Consider the following 24,009-nt stretch of genomic DNA (forward strand, 5'->3'; position numbering starts at 1 on the left):
TGAAAGAATTGGTTGATTTAATTCTTTGATTACTCGCTAAAAAGCAAAGTAATTTCGATTAACTCAACACCTGTGAGTGTCCACACAAATTTGCTTGATATATTGTTAAAGAGCGTTGACCATTCGCTTACACACTCAGTGTTTTCAGCGGGCCAGGGCTGCGTATTCTACGCATTCCCGTTTTTGCGTCAAGTAGTTTTTTCAACTTTCTTAACACCCATCGTTTAGCTCGCTAACCGATGAACTACTTGGCTTTCTTTGCTTAACTTGCGTTTCGCTGTCTGCCGTGTCAGTGGATGCGCATTATAGGGAGCTGCGGATTTTGTGCAAGGGCTTTTTATTGATTCGTAAACTGTACGTCGACATTTTAGGCATCATGTTCAATTTTTGTCTGTTTATGCCTATTTTTAAGATTATAAAATGAATATTTATCCAATAATTGATAATTCACGTTCAATTTTTCGGCAGTACTCTAGTGTAAAAGTAAATAATTCATTACCATATGACTTGCTGTTAACAGTTATTTATCATTTTCTATTTCACCAGAGAGCATTCATATGCAAAAGTCATTTCTTATTGTCTTGATTATCGCCATCCTTGGCGCCGTAGCGCTATCTCAGTTCGCACCGACATTACCTGCTTATATCGCTTTTGTTGCTGGCGTTATCTTTACTACTCTTGTTTTTAAATTTGCACCTGAGACGTCATCTGCACAGAGTGCTGATGAGCAGTATGTTGGGCCGACGATGACACTCTATGTAGGCAACTTGCCATATCGAGTTCATGAAGGCGAAGTCAAAGTACTATTTGGGGAGTTTGGTCCAGTCAATTCTGTACGTTTGGTACGCGACCGTAAAACGGGACGTCGTAAAGGTTTTGGGTTTGTTGAGATGTCAGAATCGGGCGCCCAAAAAGCCATGGTTAAACTTAACGATTATAACTTCCAAGAAAGAACATTAAAGGTAAGAGAAGCTAAAACCCAAGACTCCGAAGGCGCTGAACGCACTGGCACCGACGAGTAATTTCTCCTTCTACTTAGTTGCTTGTGGTGATTCGCTCGATAGTTGAAAAACCACAATCAACTAATGTTGTTGCTAGCCCCTCGCTAATTTCTGCTTTTGTATAATAGGCCCGCATCGCTAACTTTTCTGCTGCATTTTGATTCCCGTTGTGGCGATTCGCTTGGGCTAAAAGCGACACCACTCTGTTTGCAATCGCCTCCCCTGAATCGAGGAGAGTCACATCGGCTCCAAGCACTTGCTGCAGCTCACTGCGGATCATAGGGAAATGTGTGCATCCCAAAACGAGTACATCTATATTGGCTGCAACCACAGGTGCTAATAAGTCTGTGAGCCTGCGCATATCCAAGGCACCCGTGGCCACTTTTTGTTCTGCCATCCAGACTAACTCTGAGCAACCAAAAAGCTCAACATGGCAATCGTCAGCAAACTGGCTGATTAGTTCATGGGTGTAATGGCGTTTGACTGTGCCAGGGGTGGCTAATAACCCAATTCGTTTACTTTTTGAAATGAGCGCTGCGGGTTTAATGGCCGGGACAACGCCAACAACTGGAATGTTGAGCTTTGCCCGTAGGGCAGGCAATACGACTGTGCTCGCCGTGTTGCAGGCAACCACCACAATTGCCGCATCTATGCGAGCGACTAACTCGGCGATTAAACTGACACACCCAGAAACCAAGACTTGTTCATCAAGTTCTCCATAGGGCAATCTGGCATTATCGAACAGATAGCAGTAGTGGCTCTGTGGGAGTAATTTGCGGATTTCTGCCAGCACTGATAAGCCACCAATCCCAGAATCAAATACTAATATAGGTCGCGACAAGTTAGTCTCCAATTTGGCGCTGTACATAGGCTACTAAAAGAATGGATAGATTTAACGATGAGAACAACTCAGCGCGCGGATTTTCCCACAGCTTTGCCCAAATCGCAAAAGCAAGATACTGGACATTCGTGCCACCTAGTATAATATTTGCGCCCCAATTTACAGCCACGGTGAATCGACAATGAATTTAGCAGCAATGGACCCTCAGACCTATGATACACAGTTAGCAGCTAAGCGTATCAAGCTAGAACAAGCCTTTGCCCAATTTGAAACACCGAGTGTTGAAGTTTTCGCCTCTGAGCCAGCTCACTATCGTATGCGCGCCGAGTTTCGCGTATGGCATGAAGGTGATGATTTATACTATTACATGTTTGATAAAGTGCTGAACGAAAAGGTCCGTTGCGATCAATATCTGCCAGCAAGTGCGCTTATCAATCAAATGATGTCGGCATTGATTGCACAGTTAAAACCCAATCACAGCCTGCGCCACAAATTGTTCCAAGTCGATTTTTTGTCGACCCTAAGCGGCGAAATTTTAGTGTCCCTGCTCTACCACAGACAACTTGATGCTCAATGGCACGCCGAAGTCAGTGTATTAAAAGCAACGCTAAGCCAGCAGTTTAAGGTCAATATTATCGGCCGAGCCCGTAAACAGAAAATCGACTTAGACCGAGACTTCGTTGTTGAATCTTTAGAAGTGAATGGCAGCACTTTCCTCTATAAGCAAATTGAAAATAGCTTTACCCAGCCTAATGCGAAAGTGGCGGTAAAAATGTTGGAATGGGCCATTGATGTTACTCAGGACAGCCACGGCGATCTGTTAGAGCTTTATTGTGGTAACGGTAACTTTTCCATTGCATTGGCGCAAAACTTTAATCGCGTGCTCGCCACTGAACTTGCCAAACCCTCCGTGGATGCGGCGCAATACAACATTGAAGCCAATGGCATTAAAAACCTACAGATTATCCGCATGTCGGCCGAGGATTTTAGTGATGCCATGGCCAAAAAACGTAGCTTTAGACGCCTAGAGGGAATCGATCTCGATAGTTATGTGTGCAATACCATTTTTGTCGATCCGCCACGGGCGGGGATCGATCCAGATACCTTAGCCTTAGTACAAGGTTACGAGCGGATTTTATATATTTCCTGTAATCCCGAGACCTTAAAGGACAATCTGGAACAACTGTACACAACTCATAAGGTCACGCGCTTTGCTCTATTTGATCAGTTCCCCTACACAGATCACATGGAAACTGGTGTATTGCTTGAACGTCGTTAGACATAACTTTCCTCACATACTCACATAAAAACATAAGGAGCCCATGGCTCCTTATGTTTTTCAGCTAAATCGAATCCAAACTAACGATGCTCAACCTTATGCTGCAATGCTTCTGCCCCCTTAGCGACCATGCGCAATTGCATGACCAGTTGATCGGCAAGCACTTTTCGATCGGCACGCTTCATATCCAGTGCCGATGCGCCAGCATTGAATACTAAGGTCACTAATGCCTCGGCCTGCGCCCTCGCTAACATGGGTGTGCGCCCTGCGGTAGCCTCAGTGTAATGCGCCAGTTCAGAGATAAAATGCTCAATCTCACGGGCCACTGCCGCACGGAAAGCCGCCGAGGTGCCGGAACGCTCGTGCAGCAGAATACGAAATACATTGGGGTTAGAATCAAGCACTTCCATAAAAGTATCGACGGAAATACGGATAACGCTCCCCCCCGCTTCGGCTCGCTGACGGCCCTTACGCATCATTTGTCTTAGGGTGAGCCCGCCCTCATCCACCATAGTCAGACCGAGTTCGTTCATATCCTTAAAGTGGCGATAGAAGGATGTCGGGGCGATATTGGCCTCCCTTGCCACTTCCCGCAAACTCAGACTCGAGAAACTGCGCTCAGCACTTAACTGATTAAAGGCCGCATCGACTAAGGCTCGACGAGTTTTCTCTTTTTGCTGTGCACGAATACCCATTCTCAAATCCGCTAACTGGATGTAATAGCGCGATAATACCGCTTTTAAGCATGAAACACAGCCCCATCGACCTTGACCAAACAATATTGCTAGGCTAAATTAGCTTACAGTTGTACGCTCAAATGCGGATATTGGAAACCTATAATGAAAAAACCCCCTATCATCTGGCTGAATGTCAGTTTGTTTGCCATCACTTTTCTCAGTGCAGTGATCTTAGTTCCATGGCGCGGTATCGTTCACGGCTATGGTGCCAGTGAGTGGATAGCCTTTATTGTGTTAGCCTTTGCCAGTGGTTTATCCATCACCGCGGGTTACCACAGACTCTGGTCACACAAAGCCTACAAAGCCCACCCCGCAATACGCTTTCTTTATGCACTCGGTGGTGCTTTAGCATTACAAAATAGCGCATTACATTGGGCATCTGATCACCGAGTGCACCATAAGCATGTCGACGATAATGACAAAGATCCCTACTCGGCTAAGATGGGTTTTTGGTACAGCCATATTGGTTGGATGTTGCGTGAGTACCAGGCGCAGCGTTACCACGATTACCAGAACGTGCGCGATTTACAGAATGATCGTATCGTCATGTGGCAGCATAAACATTACCTCGCACTCGTGTTACTGATGAACATCGGACTGCCTGCACTGCTCGGTTGGCTCAATGGCGATGTGCTGTCTATGTTATTGATGGCAGGTTTACTGCGCTTAGTGGTGGTGCATCACTGCACTTTCTTCATCAATTCTTTAGCGCATGTATGGGGTAGCCAACCCTACACGGATAAAAATACCGCCCGTGATAATGGTTTCCTTGCCATGCTGACCTACGGTGAGGGCTACCATAATTTCCATCACATCTTTGAAAACGACTACCGTAACGGTATTAAATGGTGGCACTACGATCCAACCAAATGGTTGATCAGGGCCCTGGCATGGCTGGGATTAGCCAAGGACTTGCGTACGAGTCCACAGGAACGTATCGAGAGTGCTCGCCTACAGATGCAATTACTCCGTACCAAAAACAAAGTAGTTCATTTACCTAATGCCGATGAAATTATTGAAAAAATTCAAATTGAATATGAGCTGATGAAAGAGCACTTACTCGAGTATTATCAGGCGAAGAAAAACCTATTAGAAGCAAAGCGTAAGCAACTGGCCGATCAGCAATTAATGCAACAGGTTGAGGAGTTAAAATCCCGCTTCTTAATCCAACAAAAGAACTGGAGAAGCTTAACGGCGAGTTATAGCTAAACCACAATTCTGCGTGAAAGTCTTACGGCCACCTTGCATGGTGGCCGTATCTGACTATGATGATGCCTCAATCAATTTTTACAGGATGTTGAGCTCATGTCTGCTCCTTCGCTAACACTCTTAGAAAACATTAAACTCACAGAATACAGCCATGGCGCTGGTTGCGGCTGCAAAATCTCTCCAAAAGTGTTGACGACCATTCTTGCCTCACAGCTTCCCGTTTTTACCGATCCTAACTTATTGGTTGGCAATCAAAGCCGTGACGATGCCGCCGTTTACAAACTCAATGACGACACTGGTATTATCAGCACAACAGATTTCTTTATGCCCATAGTGGATGATCCCTTCACCTTTGGCCGAATAGCCGCAACTAATGCCATCAGCGATATCTATGCTATGGGCGGCACCCCTATGATGGCCATTGCAATTCTGGGCTGGCCGATTAATAAACTCCCGGCAGAAATTGCCCAGCAAGTCGTCGATGGTGGCCGCCAAGCCTGTATGGAGGCGGGGATCATGCTAGCCGGTGGTCACAGCATAGATGCACCCGAACCTATTTTTGGTTTAGCCGTGACGGGGCAAATAGTCTTAAGTGATTTAAAACAGAATGATACCGCTAAGGCTGGCGATCGTCTGTATCTGACTAAGCCGATTGGTATCGGTATTTTAACCACGGCACAAAAACAGAAAAAACTCAAAGATGAAGATAGCCTTATTGCAGTCAATGCCATGTGCCAGCTTAATACTATCGGTGCCGCTATTTCAAAAATTCAGGGGGTTAACGCACTAACCGATGTCACAGGGTTTGGCCTGGCGGGGCATTTACTCGAAATGTGCCAAGGCGCTAAGCTTGCGGCAAAACTCACATTCGATGCGGTGCCACTATTGCCACGGGCTTTAGATTACTTAGCCTTAGGTTGTATTCCTGGTGGCACCCATCGTAACTACGACAGTTATGGCGAACACTTACCCGCACTTACCGATAATCAGAAAGCCATTTTGTGCGACCCCCAAACCAGTGGAGGATTATTAGTGGCCGTGTCTAGGGACGCCGAGGCTGAACTTGTGGCCCTACTGGAAGCGAATCACATTCTCCCCATCTGTATCGGCAGCCTTGAGGAACCCAGATCCAATGTTGGCGTGGTTCTGTGTTAATGCAATCTATCATAGTGCCCACGTCACAATACCGTGAAATATTCCTAAATCAACATCCGCTGATGGATGTGAGGGCGCCTATCGAATTTAGCCGCGGCGCTTTTTCCAACGCAACCAATTTACCCTTGATGCTTGATAGTGAAAGGGAAAGTGTCGGTACTTGCTATAAACAATCTGGTCAGCAAGCAGCGATTGAGTTAGGTCATTCCCTAGTGAATGGCCCCATTAAGCAACAAAGAATCGATGCTTGGGCGAGCTATGTTAAGGCCAACCCCAACGCCTATCTTTATTGTTTCCGTGGTGGCCTGCGCTCGCAACTCACTCAGCAATGGCTAAAAGAAGCGGGGATAGCAGTCCCTTATATTCAAGGTGGTTATAAAGCCATGCGCCAATATTTAATTGGTGTGATTGAAACGGCCCCCAGCCTGCAACCTTTACTGAGCTTGAGTGGAATGACAGGTTGCGGTAAAACCGATTTTCTCCTACAGCGCAAAGAAGCGGTAGACCTAGAGGGTATCGCCAACCATAGGGGATCCAGTTTTGGCAAGAATATTGACCCACAGCCAACGCAAATCAACTTTGAAAATCAACTCGCTATCGCATTGCTTCACCATCAAGCCAGTGATGCCGCATGTTTGCTACTCGAAGATGAGAGCTTCCTGATCGGCCGTTCGGCGCTGCCGCAGACCTTTTATACCGCCATGCAAACTGCCGACGTTCTGGTATTAGAGGAGGCGGACGACATCAGACTGCAACGGTTACTCAATGAGTATGTGCACAAAATGCATAGGGGATTCTGTGAGCGCTTAGGCACAGAAGCGGGATTCACCGCCTTTAGCCAGTATCTGTTACAGAGTTTAGTGAGCATTCGTAAACGCTTAGGTGGCAAACAGCATCAGGAACTACAGGATATGATGCAACAGGCATTAACCCAGCAACTCCATCAAAATGACACTTCTCTGCATTTAGCATGGATAGCAGTGCTGCTGCACAAATATTACGACCCAATGTACGAATACCAGTTACAAAAGAAATCCGAACGGATCCTCTTTAAGGGCTCACATCAGGCCATGCATGAATGGTTGGATAACTATCGGTTGTCTCAATAAAAAATCAGCGTAAAAAGATAACCGCAAACTTTATTGCGGTTATCATTCTCTACAGCATTAATCACTTACCCCCTATCGAGTAAGCCCGCCACTTGGGCTCTTAAGCTGTCTTTATTCACGTCTTTGCCATCAATAGCATCTGTTAAACACACACTCACCTTTGACCAAAAACGCTTTGGCATAGTGGTTAGTGCATGTCCATCCTTGTGGCTAAAGTAAGATCCCCACAACCCGTGCAGTGCCATAGGCACCACAGGGACGGGATCGCGGGCCAAGATTTTATCGATACCGGGACGGAATTCACCTAATTTACCGTCGGGGGTTAAGCGCCCTTCAGGAAAAATACACACTAATTCGCCATTCATCAGCGCTTCGTGGATGGTCTCAAACGCTTGGTTATAGGTGGTTTCGCTTTGTTTAGGGGAGCAGATAGGGATCACCCCTGCGTGGCGGAATAAATATTTCAGCAGAGGGATCTCGCTAATCGATTTATCCATGACAAAACGAATAGGCCGAGTCGATGCTCCCATAATAATCAAGGCATCCACATAGCTCACATGGTTACAGACAATGATGCCAGCGCCTTCCTTCGGGATCTTCTCCCGTCCAGTGACGGTCACTCGATACATAACATGGCTAAGTAAATAACTGATAAATCGCTGGGTAAATTCTGGCACTTGCGAATAAACATACAGGGCGACGACAAAGTTCATCAGCGCGAGCAGTAAAAATAGCTGTGGAATGCTCCACCCCATCATCCCAAGCAGCAACATAGACAATAGTGCCGAAGCCACCATAAATAGAGAATTCATAATATTATTGGCGGCAATGGCCTGAGCGCATTCGCCCTTGGTGGCACGGGATTGAATGAAGGCATACAAGGGCACGATAAATAGACCACCGCTGACACCTATCATAAAAAAGTCCAGCATGACCCGATAATGCTGCGACTCGGCAATAAAACTTGTTACCCCGTAAACCAAACTAGTATCGGCGGGTGCCAGTGGAATAGCCCAAAGTAAGTCCACCCCAAAGAATGTTAATCCCAGTACCCCAAAGGGCAGTAGGCCTAATTCCACATGGCCAAAGGAGAAGCGCTCACAAACGAAAGAGCCCACGGCAATGCCGATAGAGAACAACCCCAGCAGTAAGGACACCACAGTCGCACCTGAGTGCAAGTGCAGCTTAGCAAAGTTGGGGAACTGCGTTAGATAGGTTGCACCTAAAAACCAAAACCAACTGATCGCCAGAATCGCCATCCAAATTGAAGGGGTCTGACGGGCTTTTTTGATGCTGCGCCAGGTGCCCGATAAGGGCCGAAAGCGTATTTTCTCTATAGCTCCCTGCGGCGGTAATGCGGGTATGGCTCGGCTAGATAAATACCCAGCTAATGCCAGTACGGCAACGGTAATAGCCGACCATAGGGTTGCATTGGTCCCAGAAACAAGAATGCCTGCACTCAGTGTACCCACTAAAATCGAGAGAAAAGTGCCCATTTCAACCCAAGCATTGCCTGTCACTAACTCATCTTCTTTTAAGGCTTGAGGTAATAGGGAATATTTGACAGGGCCAAAGTAGGCAGACTGACTCCCCGTTAAAAACAGCAGTAATAACATCATCATATAATTTTCGCTAACAATAGCGAGGGCAGCACTAAACATGATAATGACTTCAAGCAATTTTAAACGACGGATAAGTTTGGCCTTGTCCATATTGTCGGCGACCACACCCGCATGGGCCGAAAACAGGAAAAACGGCAGAATAAAAACCCCAGCGGCTAGATTGACAAACATATCGACACTGATAGGTAAGTCTTTGACTTGGCTAAAGGTCACTAGCAGCAACAACACATTCTTATAGATATTGTCATTCAGCGCGCCGAGACACTGAGTCGCAAAATAAGGCAAAAAGCGTTTTGTTAATAGCATGATAGATCCCTCTGATAACCCATTCCCTGTAAATAAGCCTGCACATGGCTTTCGAGTAAATCCCGCAGAGATAGCGTTTGGGCGAAGAGTTTATTATCCAGCGATAACATTGTCAGCCCATGGATCCCACCCCACAGCACGCGGCTCATGCTCAAATGGCGCTCCGGTGTCATCTCGGGGAATAACTGTGCCACTTCATGTTCAATTAGCGAAAACAATCTCGCAATCCATTGTCCTTGGGATTCTGGCAACGGCTCAGAATCGAGCAATTGCAACTCAAACACTAGCTTAAAGCATTGGCGCTGCTCGTGGGCAAACAGACTATACTCCGACGCCATTGCAATGATTTTACCGACACCACTGGCAGCATTAACCGCTGCTAGCCGACCGTGTAAGGCACGCAGCGTCACCTCTGAAACCGCCAAAAGCAAGTAGTTATAACTACCAAAGATGTTAATTAAGGTGCTGGGCACATAGCCAATTTGGCTAGCCACTTTACGCAAACTTAGCCCGACAACACCCTGCTCGGTCAGCAACTCGGTTGCAGCCTGTATTGCCATAGCGCGAATTTCATCATGGCTGTGTTCTTTACGTCTCGCCATCAATATCACTCCCTGTTGGATAGCAAGAGACTAACAGCAGTCAAAATAAAAAACAATGTTCAAAATAAGTTTGTTTTATGTACAACTGCGGGTAAATAGTGAAGAATATCATTGAAGATGATAAATAAAGATAGACGCTCGAAATCGATTCACCCAGCAAAGCGAACGGTGATGCGGGATTACACCGCACAAAATAACATAAAAAAACGGTGTGCTCTGTCAGCACGCCGTCCATTATTTTGATTTAAAAATCATTCTTAATTCAAAGGTGTTTTTATTTGAGGCTAATTTTAGTTCAAAGATGAGAGCGAAATTTAAGGCTTACAATAAGTCATCACCACTCTATCGGCTCCGGCACCAAAATAATCCGCTTCAAATGCGGAATCGACAAAACCTAAGTGCCGATATAAACCGTGGGCAGGATTAGTTGGGTCAACCGTTAGCAGCACCTGTCGCACATGGCCTGGCAGTTGGGCCAAACATTGTTGTATCAAACGCTTACCCACTCCCTGGCCACGGGTCTGTTCACTCACTGCGACGGATAAGATCCACATACATTCAGGATCGCCACTCTGGGCGCAGAGCAAATACCCTCGCACACAGTTATCTTTATCCACAGCAACTAAAAATTGCTCTGGCCAACAATCAAATCCCTGACGGAAGAAAAAATCGGGATAGCTATGTTCACCAAAAATGGCCTGCTCGAGTTGATAAACCGTCAATAACTCTGACTTTAATACCGGACGTATCGACTGCATTTAAAAATTATTCACCAATTAAGATCTTATCCCACTCCAAATTCGGGGCACCCACAACGATAAAATTAGGATTTTCTAGAGTGTCTCGCTCGTTGTAAGTCAAGGGCTGCAGCTCAGTGTCCATTAGCTGGCCACCCGCCTCCTCGACAATAATTTGCGCCGCTCCCGTATCCCACTCCCCCGTTGGTCCAACACGCACATAGCAATCGGCTCGCCCTTCGGCGACGAGGCAGCTCTTCAAGGCCGCACCGCCCATCACCACCAGCTCACAATGTTTAGGGTGATTAAAGAGCGTTAATACCGATTGCGGATCCTGACGGCGACTCACAGCCAATCTTAGGGAGACCTTTTCACGGTGCTCAATTTGGCGGCTACAAATACGCACTTCCTGTTTATCCGTGCGTTTATAGGCACCTAATCCCGCAATTGCGTAATAACATACCTGCGTCATTGGCACATAGACCACGCCCATCACAGGGCGGTTATGCTCCACCAGCGCAATAATCACCGAGAAATCACCGCTGCCAGCAATAAACTCACCCGTGCCATCGAGTGGATCGACAAGCCAGTAGCGCTTCCACGTTTCACGCACACTAAGGGGAATATCGGCAGCCTCTTCGGACAAGATAGGAATATCGGGTGTCAAGGTGGCTAAGCGTTCACAAATCAGCTTGTTCGCCGCTAAATCCGCTGAGGTAACCGGGGTATTATCAGGCTTCATTTCTCGCTCAAAATTACCTTTGAGATAAATGTCACGGATAGCGCACCCCGCATCCGTTGCAATCGCAATCACCTCGTCGATTAACTCTTCTGGCTTCATAACAACTCCAATCGCAAACTTCGCGAATGTTTTGCAAGCGTTCTGACTTTGAACGCTTAAAAGGAAAAAGATTATTTAAGTTATATACCCAAGCTACCTGAAGATACGAGTTCCAGGTTGTTTGGGTATAAATACTTTTGCGCTAAAAACAACGCGCTGACACTACGGGATTCGGAAAAATCGGCATTATCGAGCAAAGCTTCCCAATTGGCTAATTCCCAGGGCACCACTTCGATAGGCTCTGGCTCATCCCCCTCGAGGCGGCTTTCATAGAGATCTTCTGCAAGGAAAATCTGCATCTTACTGGAAAAATAACCAGGGGCGAGGCTAAGTTCTTTAAGCAGGGTAAGCTTATTGGCACCAAAGCCAATTTCCTCCTGCAACTCACGGTTAGCAGCATCAATGGCAAGTTCCCCAGGATCTATGAGCCCTTTAGGAAAGCCTAGTTCATAATTATCTGTTCCTGCAGCATATTCTCTCGCCAGTAACATTTTACCTTGATGAATAGGTACTATCATCACGGCGCCACGACTGCCGCCTTTCATACGTTCGTACTGACGTTCAACACCATTAGAAAACTTAAGATGTACCTGCTCGATTTGGAATAATCGACTCCTAGCGACAACTTCGGTATGCAAGATTTCCGGCTTTTTCTGCCGCTGCGACATAACTGCCTCTGGATAAAAATAGCGATAAACTAAATAGGATAAGTGACAATCTTACTATCCTGCCTTTAATCTACAACCTGAATTTATTGTGTGCTCTAAAAGATAAGCGGTATTTTTTGCGATAGAACTCACAAACCAAGCCAGGCCTAAGTGAATGGCCTTATCTTTTTTCTAAAAAAATCGGGGATTTTTGATAGCTAAAAAGGGCAAAGACCAGTTTATTGATCACACACCAAGATCAAAAAACTGGCAAAGCCCTTTTATTTTGCGATGCCGTTTAGAACTGATAACGTAAATTAAATTGAGAACTTAGGAAATCATTCGGCTCTATATCCACGTACTGATAGCCAAGCCCCACCGACCAAGCATCGGTGAGTTGATAACTAAAACGCACGCCAGCATACCAATCTGTACCATCCAAATCCGTCTTTAGGCTGGTATTTCCCATAGTACTGCTGATATCCGCTTGCCAATGGAACAAACCGACTGGTACTTCAAATCGCCAGTATTCATGCTGTAACAGGGTAAAACGCAGCCCTAACATCACACCGTCTGCAAGTACCGGAGTCACTGTCTTCACCAACTCGTGGTACTGCTCCGGTGTTAAGCTCGCTCCTTCAATCCTTGCACTCGCTTCACCAAAGTCGGCATAAGCTAATTCCACTGCCACTGTGGGCGTCCATTGATACCCGACACTCACACCAAAGGCCGTATCGCTGTTATCTATCGAGGTAACGACTCCCGCGCCCACCTGTGGCTGCAGATCCTGCATGCCGCTATCGGCCTGGGCCTGTCCGATAAATCCCTCCACATACCAGTCGGAGGCATTGGCCTGCTGGATAGAACTCAGTAGCAACAAGGCCCCCAGCGCTAATTTCTGCCATTCCCTATGGCGCATAAAACCACCAACAAGGATCAAAGCTAATGCCCATAGAGCCATACTGCCTCCCCCCGATTTATTATCTATGACCACCTCTTGATACGCCTTTACTGTGATAAGAGCTTGCCCGCTAGCTTCTCCGCCCAAACCATCACTCACTTGATAAGTCACTGTATCCACTCCATCAAATCCAGTTTTAGGGATGTAACGCAGTTTGTTTGACTCGATAGACACTGTCCCTTGCTGTGCGCTGGCGCCCACCAGAGTTAACCCATTGCCGTCAGCATCGGTGTCATTACTCAACACATCGAGTAACAGACTCGTTCTGTCATCGGTTGCAGCATTGTCGTTTACGGCAATTGGCGCCGCATTACCGTTCACAGTCACAGTCAACTCACTGCTGGCAGTGCCCCCTTTGCCATCGGTAATGCTATACACCAACACATCGGTACCGATGAAATCGGTTGCTGGCATATAACTTAACTGCTGATTAGCTAAGATAACGACTGTGCCGAATTCACTGATCACTTGAGTGACAGTTAAGCTATCACCATCGCTATCCGTATCATTAGCAAGCACGCTGACATCTAGACTTTGGTTCCATGGAATAGAAGCCGCATCCGGATTCGCCACGGGTAAATGGTTGCCATTGAGCATCACCGACACCCCACTTGGGTCGACAATAGTGCGGTTTGCCACCCCATCATCATCGTTAGGGCCGCCATCCTCAATGGTTAACTGTACGCACCAGTGCCCCTCAGTTAATCCCGGTGCCCAACGACTGTCCCCAGGTGGTGGACAGAAACCACGTTCGCCCTCAGTACTAGCAACATTGTTACGTTCGTCGATTACAAAGTCCTGCCAACCATTTGGTGTGTTGAACTTACGGTAAACCGCATTTGCGGGGATCGGCGCGCGTTGTGGCAACACTAAGCTATAACTTTGACCTTGTTGCGGCAACCCAGTCGCAATGAAGTCGAAAATCCCCCCCACATTGGCAGCCAGGGTATCCTCAGCCACGGCATTGGACGGTAACTGCACGCCACTCTGTCCTTGTCTTAGGGCAATATGGCCTAGACGTAAACAGACGCCCGCTTGTCCCTCCGCCAAGAAGTACACTGGTTCGAGTTCCCCCTCGGGCATAACACTACAATCGCCATTAGCATCCAAATAATCTGGAATACCGTCACTATCCGTATCGGTGAAACCTTCCTGATCGTCTGGGATTAAGTCATCGTCGGTATCGTCGCCAGTTAACACAGGTAAACTTGGGCGCACGACAATATACACTTTTTCAGTCGTTGAACGTGCCGGTAGGCCATCATCGGTGGCCGTCAGGCTCACTGGATAAATGCCCGGTTGCACAGCAACAGGTGAGAAGAACATGCCCGCATCGTCGGATTGCAAGCTCAACGAACCACTGTTCCAGGATAGGGTTAAGCTATCTTGCATGTTCGCATCCGTCACTTGTGCATGAATATGTACCTCACCCCCATTTTGCGCCACGATAAACTGGTGCGCTCCCGCCTGAGTGACCGCTAAACTCACTTTAGGGGCAATATTCGCCTCAGTGATCAACACCTGAGTTTGCTTCTTACTGCCCAGATTTAGGCCAGTGTCGAGATTGATCAGCACATCCTCATCCCCTTCAACCACACCATCTTCAATAGTGCTAAAGCGGATCTGTGTCATTTGTCCTGAGATAATCTCTACCACACCATCGACCAAATCGTGGTCAGCATTCCCTGCCGAGCCCGATACGGTATAAGGGATGGATAGCGGATAAATGGGCGCCTCACCATTAAGATGCACACTGACTATCACCTCGTTACCTTCACCGACAACCTGATCCTTACTCAGCGAGATTAAGGGATTGACCTTCACTTTCTGCGCCTTAATTGCTTTATTGCCGTCACGGTCCACTGCTTGCCAGTACGCTAAATAACTACCTGGCGCGAAGAACAAACTCTTGTTCACTAAAGAAACGGGTAACGGATGCCCATTTCGATCGACCGCTTTAGCAAAGCCAAGCTTCACTCGGGTAAATAACCCAGTTGCATTCACTTCGACATCATCAGGCAAGGTGATAACAGGTTGATTATCGGACTCGGCGCCTTCTATCAGAACAATCACCTTGGCGGTTGCCCTGCCCTTATTACCATCGCTGATGGTATAACGCAGTGCAACGGGGCCGACATAGGCTTCAGGTGCCGTAAATATCAATCCCCCATCGCCAATTTGGACGTTACCAATATCCGCTGCTGCGCCATCGATCGTCAGCGGATCACCATCCACATCCACATCGTTGGCTAATACTGCCAATGAATACGTGTCGTTAGCGGTGCTGATTAAGGTATAACTGTCATCAACGGCTTGTGGCTCATCATTCACTGGCGTGACTGTGATAGTCACAGTTCCGGGCTCTGAACTCAGCTCCACATCCTTGGCGATAAAGCTAATCAGATCCGTGCCGTTGAAATCCTTCTCAGGGATATACAACCAAACGGAGCCGTGCTGCTCTAAAGTACCAGACTCAGGCTGGGCGACCACTTCATAGGTTAACGGATCACTATCGGCATCTTCTGCGGCTAAAGTGATCATTAGTGAACTGTCCTCCTCTAACGTCACTGTCGAACCTATCGCAATAGGCGCATCGTTGATGTTAGTCACTTGAATACTGAAGCTTTGCTCGGCCGTTAAGCCGTCCGTGTCACCAACGCGCAGAGTGACCGCATGGCTACCCACATCGCTATTGCTTGGCGTACCGCTTAAGACTCCGCTAGTGGCATTAAAACTTAACCAACTGGGTTTAGTCACCGCGCTCAACGTCAGTACATCGCCCACATCGGTATCACTCGCCACGAAGGTGTAGCTATAGGCCGTATCTTGAGTTGCTGTAGTAATCGCCGTTGAACTAATCGTCGGTGCATCGTTAACGTTAGTCACTTGAATGCTGAAGCTTTGCTCAGCGGTTAAGCCATCCGTGTCCGTCACCCGCAGTATCACGGGATGCGCGCCTACATCCGCATTACTTGGCATGCCGCTTAATACTCCGCTAGCGGCATTAAAACTTAGCCAGTTGGGTTTAGTCACCGCGCTCAACGTCAGTACATCGCTTACATCGCTGTCGCTCGCCGCAAAGCTGTAGCTGTACGCCGCATCTTGAGTGGCAGCTGTGATGGCCGTTGAACTGATGGTCGGCGCATCGTTGACGTTGGTGACAGTAATGCTAAAGCTTTGCTCGGCCGTTAAGCCGTCAGCGTCCGTCACTCGCAGTAACACAGGGTGTGCACCCACATCGGCATTGCCTGGCGTGCCGCTTAACACGCCAGTAGCAGCATTAAAGCTTAGCCAGCTAGGTTTGGTCACCGCGCTCAGCGTTAAGCTGTCGCCAGTATCGGAGTCACTCGCCACAAAGCTGTAGCTGTATGCCACATCTTGAGTGGCAGTAGTGATGGCCGTTGAACTAATGGTCGGCGCATCGTTGACGTTGGTCACTGTGATGCTGAAGCTTTGCTCGGCGGTTAAGCCATCCGTATCGCTAACGCGCAGAGTGACCGCATGGCTGCCCACATCGCTATTGCTGGGGGTGCCGCTTAAGACTCCGCTAGCGGCATTAAAACTTAACCAGCTGGGTTTAGTCACCGCGCTCAATGTCAGTACATCGCCCACATCGGTATCACTCGCCGCAAAGCTGTAGCTGTACGCCGCATCTTGAGTGGCAGCTGTGATGGCCGTTGAACTAATCGTCGGTGCATCGTTGACGTTAGTCACGGTGAGATTGAAAGCGGACAGGCTCGCACTGAGCACTCCATCACTCACACTGATCACTATTGCCGTCGTCACACCGACATCCGCATTCGTTGGCGTACCGCTTAATTCCCCTGTTGCCGTATTAAAGCTCGCCCATGCAGGTCGATTCGTAATGCCAAAGAGCAGGCTGTTACCATCCGCATCTGCACCTGTTGGCACAAAGCTATAAGGTGCACCTTGAGCCACATTCGTCGCGGGTGTTCCCAAAATAGTCGGAGCACTATTCACCACAACCTCGAAGGTTTGAGTACTAGTATTACCCGCACCATCTTCGAGCGTCAGGGTGATGGTACTGGTACCCGAGCCAAGCGCAGTCACAGTCACACTTCTGTCGGCATTGCTTCCTGCTAATACAATATCCGCCAGTGGAACCACTGTGGTATCCGAACTCGCTGGCGTCACAAGAATATCCGTCACAGCGGTTACATCATCGGCAATAGTAAACGCGAGCGTAGATGAACTCTCGCCAGGTTGAATGTGTTGATTATCAATTACTGAGGAAGTGGGCGCGCTCGTATCAATAGTCACAGATAGGGCGCTCGATGCGACACTGCTATTTCCTGCAATATCAGTAGCAGCCGCCGTGATGCTATGGGTGCCCGCACTCACGTTGGTCGCACTGACGCTCCAATCACCACTGCCATCCGCATTGACAGTGCCAAGCTCACCATCAAGTTGGCTGCTAAGGACGACACTGGCACCAGCCTCTGCGGTCCCCGTCAACACGAGTGTCGTATTCTTGGTGATGTCATCCGCGGAACTCGTCCCCGAATCGCTTGCTGCATCCAGATCTGGCGTAGATGGAGCAGCTGGCGCCATTGAGTCTTGAGTAATAGTAGGGACATTCTGGGGCGCAGAAACATTGCTCGCAGCATCGCGGGCAACCACAACAAAATTATTGTCGCTGTCCGTCGATAATGAGGCACTCAGGGTCCAAGCGCCCGCGACCACAATAGTGTCATCCAACACAGTCGCATTATCGGCAACACCGTCATTATCCACATCGGCATAGAGGCTGATTGTCACCCCATCTTCAGCGTGCGTTCCACTGACCAATGTCGTTGCCTGATTGGTACTTATGGTGCCAGCAGGCGTAGTAACAATAGGATCGACGGGGGCAGTCGTATCGACAATCACATTGACACTGTCCCACTGGCTATAGCTTAAGTCGGCATCGTTGCTGCCCGCATCTCGCATGGTGTCACCATTAAGCACTATGCCATTAGCATCGACAATTAAACCACTCGCCCCCGTGTTATCGCCCGCTTGGACCGTATATCTATAGGTCAGTACACCACTCACCGCAGATACGAATATCGCTTGACGTGCCATACCATCGATATCGAGCGACAGCGTAGAAAGTGTGCCAGAAACCACCACATCCTCGGTCAGTGTAAGCGTGATATCGATAGCACTGCCGACGCCATAATGACCATCGTTAACATTAACCACACTCACTGCCGGGATGGCAGCATCCTTCGAAATAGTATCGGTCACCGCGGGACTGGAAACATTACCCGCCGTATCGGTCAGGGTCAGACTTAAGGTCAGAGTGCCATCCCCTAAGCCACTCACATTTATATTGGTGATCTGCTGTGACGCACTCACGACGGCAATAGTGCCAGTGACAGGCGTGCCTGAACTACCAGTAATAGTGTAATTTGCACTGGTTCCCACCTCAGCACTCGCTAAGGTCAAGCTAATCATGCCTTGATTTGCCTGGGTGACCGATGCCTGATCAAAACTGACGCTGGCAATAGTCGGCGCATCCGTATCGACCGAGTGCGGAGTACCCGCACTATAGACTCCGAGTGCATTACCCGCATCATCGACAATATCACTAGCTGTATGGTCTACCTTCAGACTGCCCGTACCCGATATACCATTAACTGTCACAGCAACACCCGCTCCTGAACTGACTGAAACACTCGAAATAGAGCCAGATGCTGTGCCTGTGCTCACCAAGGCAAAATCATCCGTCGTCAGACTATTCACAGATTCACTAAAGGCGAGGTTGAATATCACACTGACATCCGCAGCAGAGGCACCACCAGCGGGGGCCGAACTGGTTATAGTGGGAGTTTGAGTATCGAGCGTAAGCACAAGTGCCGTCGATGCCGCGCCAGTATTACCAGCGGCATCGGTCGCAGTGGCCGTAATATTATGCGCTGAATTACTGGTCAATAACGGCGTGGTAAACGACCAATTTCCAGCACCATCTGCAGTTGTAGTGCCCAATGCGCCATCGATGCTGCTCGTTAGCGTCACTGTGCTATTCGCCTCTGCGCTGCCAGTGAATGTCGGAGTGGTATCCTTGGTTACATTGTCTGTGCTGCTGATCCCCGAATCAGAACCTGCGGCAAGATCGAGTCCCGAAGGGGCTAAAGGTGGATCACGATCGACGGCATGACTTGCGCCACCGGTATACGCAGCAGTATAGCCATTAGTGCCATTACCATTACCGGATGCATCTTGGATATTGGAGTTCGCTTTGACATCGAGTCTCAGACTACCCGTGCCACTCACAGTATTCACAGTCACATCGACACTAGTGCCGGATGCCGCAGAAACGCTGGCAATACTGCCACTTGCCGAGCCTGTTGCCGTGAGCACAAAATCATCGGCAGAGAGATTGTTCACTACCTCATCAAAACTCACAGTAAACACTAGACTAGCCGCATTCGCCGCGGGTGAGCCCGATACCACCACGCCAGTAACAATTGATGGAGTTACATCGGCAACGGTGAAGTTCCAATCGGTTTTATTACTAATGCCGGCGTAAATGTTATCCGCCAAATCGGTAATAGCCCCATTGGCGATTTGAATATAATAACTGGTGTTTTCAACTAGATTCGCGGTTGGGTTAATAGTCAGCATGCCACCAGCAGTACTTAACTGTCCCGCATGTGCAGTCACATCAATGGTCGCTACGGCCAGATCATCGGCGTCGTAGATCACTATATTGCCGGTACCGAGTTGAATATCTTCATTCATAGTCAGTACAAAATTAGCACCAACTGCCACCCCAACATCGCCATCGACAGGATTCAAGCTCTGCACTGTCGGTGCGGCAGTATCTACGAGAATTGCGATAGTTGAACCAACCGAGTGCAACGTGAGCACTAAATCATTACCCGCACCGTCAAGTAAGGTTCCTCCGTTGGCATCAATGCTAGATGCCAAGGCAATACCGTCGGTATCGTTATCACCAACCTGTACTGTGTAGCTAAAGACTAGATTAGTGGTTCCAGAGCCACTGATATATGCGGCATAACGGGTAGTTCCGCCAATAGTTACGGCGATACGCGGCGTCCCCCCGCCCGTATTCACAGTCACATTTTCAGTGCTGCTCACCGTAAAACTCAAGGTTTCCCCAACCACATAAGTATCATTTGCGGGGACAGTAACACTACTCACAGTTGGCGCTATCGCATCCACTAATACGGCCGTGGTATTACCGACCGAATTTAAGGCTGAGTTCAGAGTATTACCCAGACTATCCTTTAAGATGCCACCATTGGTTTCTATCAACCCCGCGACTGCTATTCCATCGGTATCGAGATCACCACTCTGCACTGTGTAGCGGAAAGTCAGTGCGTTGCTGCCGGAGCCGGAAAGATAACTGGCATACACAGTGGCAGAGCCTATCGTCAACGCAATCCGCGGCGTACCACCAGCAGTACTTACAGTAATCGCTTCTGTGGTATTGACGGTAAAATCGAGGTTTTGCCCTACAATATAAGTCGCATTGGCCGGAACGCCGACACTGCCCACCGCTGGTAGCACATTATCCACAACGGCATTGCTGCTGTCGGCCTGGGTTCTGGTATTGCCGGCATTATCCGTTACGGTGACCGACACATTACGATTAGAGGAATTAATGGCACCGGCAACCAAGGTATAAGTGGCGGTCCAAGTACCGCTGCTATTGGTGGCAGCCACGGCCGCACCGCCACCAAATTGGCTAAAGTCGACGGTCACGGCACTCATGGTATCGCTGTTGTTATCGCCAATGGCGGTGTTATTCCAGCTGGCCGTGACTGTATCACCAGCGATATAAGCACCCGCAGTACCTGTGCCGCCGGCAATGCTGATATTGGCATCGGTGACTGTGGGAGCTGTGGTATCAATAGTTACCACCAGCGCAGTAGATGCTACTGACTCATTGCCTGCCGCATCTGTGGCTTTTGCCGTCAAACTATGGGCCCCGTCAGCCAGCGCTGAGGAGGTCGTCAGCCAGTTGCCAATGCCATTTGCAGTAGTGGTCACCAGCACTGTGGTGCCGTCTGTGTCATAGATCCTGACTGTGCTGTTGGCTTCCGCCGACCCGGTAAGAGTGGGGGTAGTATCGCTGGTATAATCATCGGTGGCGCTACTACCCGAATCTGAGCCCGCCGTTAAATTAAGGCCAGTAGGCGCATTCGGCACCACGGCATCGACCAGTACCGCGGTCAGGCTACCCACAGAATTTAAGGTTAAGGTCAGATCGTTATTTGACCCATCTTTTAACGTACCGCCATTGAGTTCAATGCCAGCAGCGGCAGCAATGCCATTGGTATCCAAATCACCCGTCTGAACGGTATAGCGGAAGGTTAAAGCGCTGCTGCCTGAACCGGATGAGTAACTGGCATACACAGTGGCAGCACCAAGCGTCAGCGCTATGCGTGGAGTACCACCGCCGGTATCCACTGTGATGTTCTGGCTGGTGTTGACGGTAAAATCAAGGTTTTGCCCGGCTATATAAGTGTCATCAGCTGGAACACCTACGCTGCTGACGGTGGGAGTGGTAGTCGATGTCAGTTGACTGCTGTCGGCAGTGGTCAGTCCACCGGAAGAGGCACGCAAATTAAAGGTTTCATCACTGCCGCCAGAGGCCGTATAGGTCATTTGCAAACCGGTAAAAGTAGCTACGCCGCTACTGGGAGTAATAGACACAGTGGCGCCATTCCCGTCGGTATCACCTGTACCAGCCATAGTCGCACTGCCCGCGCCATTCATTTCAGCCAAGGTAATGCCAGTAGCATAACCCGTGTCCACAATGCTGTTTGCATCGCGTGCCGACACGATTGGCACAGTAGAGAAAGCGGTGTTCTGACCGCTAATGACGCTAGTAGGTGCAGGTTGAGTATCGAATACTAGTTGGGTCGCTACTACATCCGAGGTTACAGAGCTGGCATCTACTGTTGGTAAATTCGAGCCCACGCCATCCTGATCATTCGCGGTCAAGGTGAATGCTTGCTGGTCGGCGGTGGCGGTATATGTCAGGTTGGTAAATGTTGCCACACCCGCTGTCGCCGCTTGGGTAGCGTTAGTTAAGGTACCCGCGCTGGCCTCGGTCAAAGTAATAGTTTCAGTGAAGTCCACATCGGTATTACCGAAGGCGTCACGCGCCGCAATAATAGGTTGGGTAGTCAATGCCGCGCCGGAAACAGAACCCGCAGGCTGGGTAGTGAAAACTAGCTGGCTGGCTACAACGTCAATGGTGGTACCGCTGCCATTGGTGACTGGTGTGGTTGCGCCCATCTGCGTACCAGCACCTCCGACCGTGAGATTGGTATCGCCATCTACACTCAAAATAATAGTGTGATCTTCTGTGAGCGTCGTATTGTCGTTGTAGTAGGCATTTACCGTGTAGGTTTCATTGCCGCCGTTAGCAACGGACATACTCAGACCTGAGAAGGTAATAGTATCGGCACCCGCACTGTAGGTACCAGTCACATTGCTAACGTCCGGCCCGTTCAGGCGCCAGGTAATTTTTCCGCGCTCGGCATCGGTACTGGTGCCGATGACGTTGACCACAATTTGCGAGACCGTGGTCGCAAGACTGTCAGAGGTTCCACCGTCGGTGATGGTGAAGTCAAATATATCCACTGCTTCGCCGACCGTATCAATCGTGGTTGCCAGCCCAACGGGTTCACTGACACCACCTGCGGCAGTGAGGGTGGCGTCGCTGTCAGCCGCTGGAGTATCTATTGCATTCACGATTGTGAAGCCATAAAACTCAAAGTACCCAGGGTAATCTGAAGCAAGGTTATTACAAGCACTTGCACAATCAAAAAATAATTTGAACCCTTTTAGTTTAACGCCAGAAAAAGATCCTAACTGCCCAGCTCCAAAGGTGAAGGTCTCTTTACCTCCGCTTCCGTCAACAGTCAAAGAGGTAACCGTTCCGCCGCTATGCAAGTAACCCACAATACGCAGATTAGTAAATTGAGAAGTATAGGCAGGATCAGTTGCCTCGCCCCCTGTTAATCCAGTTAGCTCAAATGCGGTGGTATTGACACCATCTGCGCGCAAATAAAAATAATGATTAGTGGTACCCGCACCACCTAGCATGTAAGCAAAACTACCAATGTCATTACCTAGGTTTTGAGTGGCGCCATCACCACTTTTGGCCGACAAGTTGAAATGAGTGGTGCTGAGCTGTGCAATCCCAGTCCAACCTGCAAAATTATAAGTACCATTTGCAACTGGAGCCAACACACCCGAAAAATCCCTTAACGCTTTTTCAGAAAACGCCAAAGTGGATTCAATATTTCCGCGGGTAACTTCTAATTCCCAGTCGCCCTGTAATTCGGCATTGCCGGTTAAATTATTGGAGGCGGCAATATCCAAACCAGTTTTATTGCTAATGATATCCAGCAACTCTTCACCGGCTTCATTCGCAGCCAGATCGCAACCGTAAAATAATAAATCGCCCCCCTCACGCACCGCGCCTTTTAGCAAGGCAAACGCGTGAACTTCTTGCTGGATTGTTTCCGGTGTAATACGCGAATTACCCAGCAGTATCACACCCGCTTCCGCATGGGAGACCACATGAATAGCAGCGAGATTTTTGTGGCCATCAAGTACATTAATTAACTGCGGTAATCCAGCGGTAGAAGAATCTAACTCAACCAATTGCACACCAGGTTTAAGGGCGCGACGCAATACCGATTTATCAGCCTCAGTCACTGCGCCATCAACAATCACCAGCTCACGTACCGGATGTGCACTCTGGATATCCAATTGATCGCCAGATAAATCAATTAGATCCTGTGGTAGAGAGTTGTCTGAACGCAATAATAGATCGGTCGATGCACTTATCGATGCACTCAAATAGGAGCGTTGATAACTCGGCGCCGCGATTGCACCAGCACCATAGAGTCCGAATGGTAGTAACAGCGAGGAAAGCCCACTAAGCAGTGCGTGTCTCATGATAAGTGATTC

General features: G+C 48.7%; 13 protein-coding genes. 5 read left to right on the top strand and 8 right to left on the bottom strand.

Annotated elements, in window-relative coordinates; genetic code table 11:
* Positions 1 to 557 precede the first annotated feature (557 nt).
* On the top strand, positions 558 to 1,022 hold the full coding sequence (locus COW15_RS13540) for an RNA-binding protein (protein ID WP_293633050.1): 465 nt from the start codon (positions 558 to 560) through the stop codon (positions 1,020 to 1,022).
* A 13-nt stretch (positions 1,023 to 1,035) separates the two neighbouring features.
* Here the strand turns inward: COW15_RS13540 and murI are convergent, their stop codons facing one another.
* Positions 1,036 to 1,842, bottom strand: coding sequence for a glutamate racemase (gene murI / locus COW15_RS13545; protein WP_293633051.1), 807 nt, complete (start codon positions 1,840 to 1,842; stop codon positions 1,036 to 1,038).
* A 181-nt stretch (positions 1,843 to 2,023) separates the two neighbouring features.
* Here murI and trmA point away from each other — a divergent pair, with 181 nt between their 5' ends.
* Positions 2,024 to 3,121, top strand: a complete 1,098-nt coding sequence (trmA, locus tag COW15_RS13550; RefSeq protein ID WP_293633052.1) for a tRNA (uridine(54)-C5)-methyltransferase TrmA — start codon at positions 2,024 to 2,026, stop codon at positions 3,119 to 3,121.
* Positions 3,122 to 3,201: 80 nt separating this feature from the next.
* Here trmA and fabR read toward each other — a convergent pair whose 3' ends face one another.
* Entirely contained in the window at positions 3,202 to 3,816 is a 615-nt protein-coding gene (gene fabR, locus COW15_RS13555) for an HTH-type transcriptional repressor FabR (RefSeq protein WP_011070594.1), read from the bottom strand.
* A gap of 144 nt (positions 3,817 to 3,960) precedes the next feature.
* Between fabR and COW15_RS13560 the strand changes: the two genes are divergently transcribed.
* From COW15_RS13560 to mnmH, 3 genes are all read left to right on the top strand, one after another.
* Positions 3,961 to 5,067: a fatty acid desaturase gene (locus COW15_RS13560; RefSeq protein ID WP_293633053.1), complete on the top strand. Its 1,107-nt coding sequence runs from the start codon at positions 3,961 to 3,963 to the stop codon at positions 5,065 to 5,067.
* Between the two features lie 96 nt (positions 5,068 to 5,163).
* A complete protein-coding gene (gene selD, locus COW15_RS13565) occupies positions 5,164 to 6,222 on the top strand; it encodes a selenide, water dikinase SelD (protein ID WP_293633054.1) in 1,059 nt (352 codons plus the stop codon).
* Positions 6,222 to 7,331, top strand: coding sequence for a tRNA 2-selenouridine(34) synthase MnmH (gene mnmH / locus COW15_RS13570; protein WP_293633055.1), 1,110 nt, complete (start codon positions 6,222 to 6,224; stop codon positions 7,329 to 7,331). The genes selD and mnmH overlap by 1 nt, the downstream gene beginning before the upstream one ends.
* Positions 7,332 to 7,396: 65 nt before the next feature.
* Here the strand turns inward: mnmH and COW15_RS13575 are convergent, their stop codons facing one another.
* The 6 genes from COW15_RS13575 to COW15_RS13600 form a co-directional block, all read right to left on the bottom strand.
* A complete protein-coding gene (locus COW15_RS13575) occupies positions 7,397 to 9,259 on the bottom strand; it encodes an MFS transporter (protein WP_293633056.1) in 1,863 nt (620 codons plus the stop codon).
* Positions 9,250 to 9,861, bottom strand: coding sequence for a TetR/AcrR family transcriptional regulator (locus COW15_RS13580; RefSeq protein ID WP_293633057.1), 612 nt, complete (start codon positions 9,859 to 9,861; stop codon positions 9,250 to 9,252). The genes COW15_RS13575 and COW15_RS13580 overlap by 10 nt, the downstream gene beginning before the upstream one ends.
* A gap of 314 nt (positions 9,862 to 10,175) precedes the next feature.
* Positions 10,176 to 10,619, bottom strand: coding sequence for an N-acetyltransferase (locus COW15_RS13585; RefSeq protein ID WP_293633058.1), 444 nt, complete (start codon positions 10,617 to 10,619; stop codon positions 10,176 to 10,178).
* Positions 10,620 to 10,626: 7 nt separating this feature from the next.
* Positions 10,627 to 11,439: a 3'(2'),5'-bisphosphate nucleotidase CysQ gene (gene cysQ, locus COW15_RS13590; protein ID WP_293633059.1), complete on the bottom strand. Its 813-nt coding sequence runs from the start codon at positions 11,437 to 11,439 to the stop codon at positions 10,627 to 10,629.
* Between the two features lie 80 nt (positions 11,440 to 11,519).
* The gene (gene nudE, locus COW15_RS13595; protein WP_293633060.1) at positions 11,520 to 12,107 is read right to left on the bottom strand and encodes an ADP compounds hydrolase NudE; all 588 of its coding nucleotides are present in this window, start codon (positions 12,105 to 12,107) and stop codon (positions 11,520 to 11,522) included.
* Between the two features lie 277 nt (positions 12,108 to 12,384).
* Positions 12,385 to 23,997 (bottom strand): Ig-like domain-containing protein, encoded by an 11,613-nt coding sequence (locus COW15_RS13600; RefSeq protein ID WP_293633061.1) that lies wholly within the window; start codon positions 23,995 to 23,997, stop codon positions 12,385 to 12,387.
* Positions 23,998 to 24,009: the final 12 nt, after the last annotated feature.

Source organism: Shewanella sp. CG12_big_fil_rev_8_21_14_0_65_47_15 (genome assembly GCF_002783505.1).
In the GTDB taxonomy this organism is placed as follows: Bacteria; Pseudomonadota; Gammaproteobacteria; order Enterobacterales; family Shewanellaceae; genus Shewanella.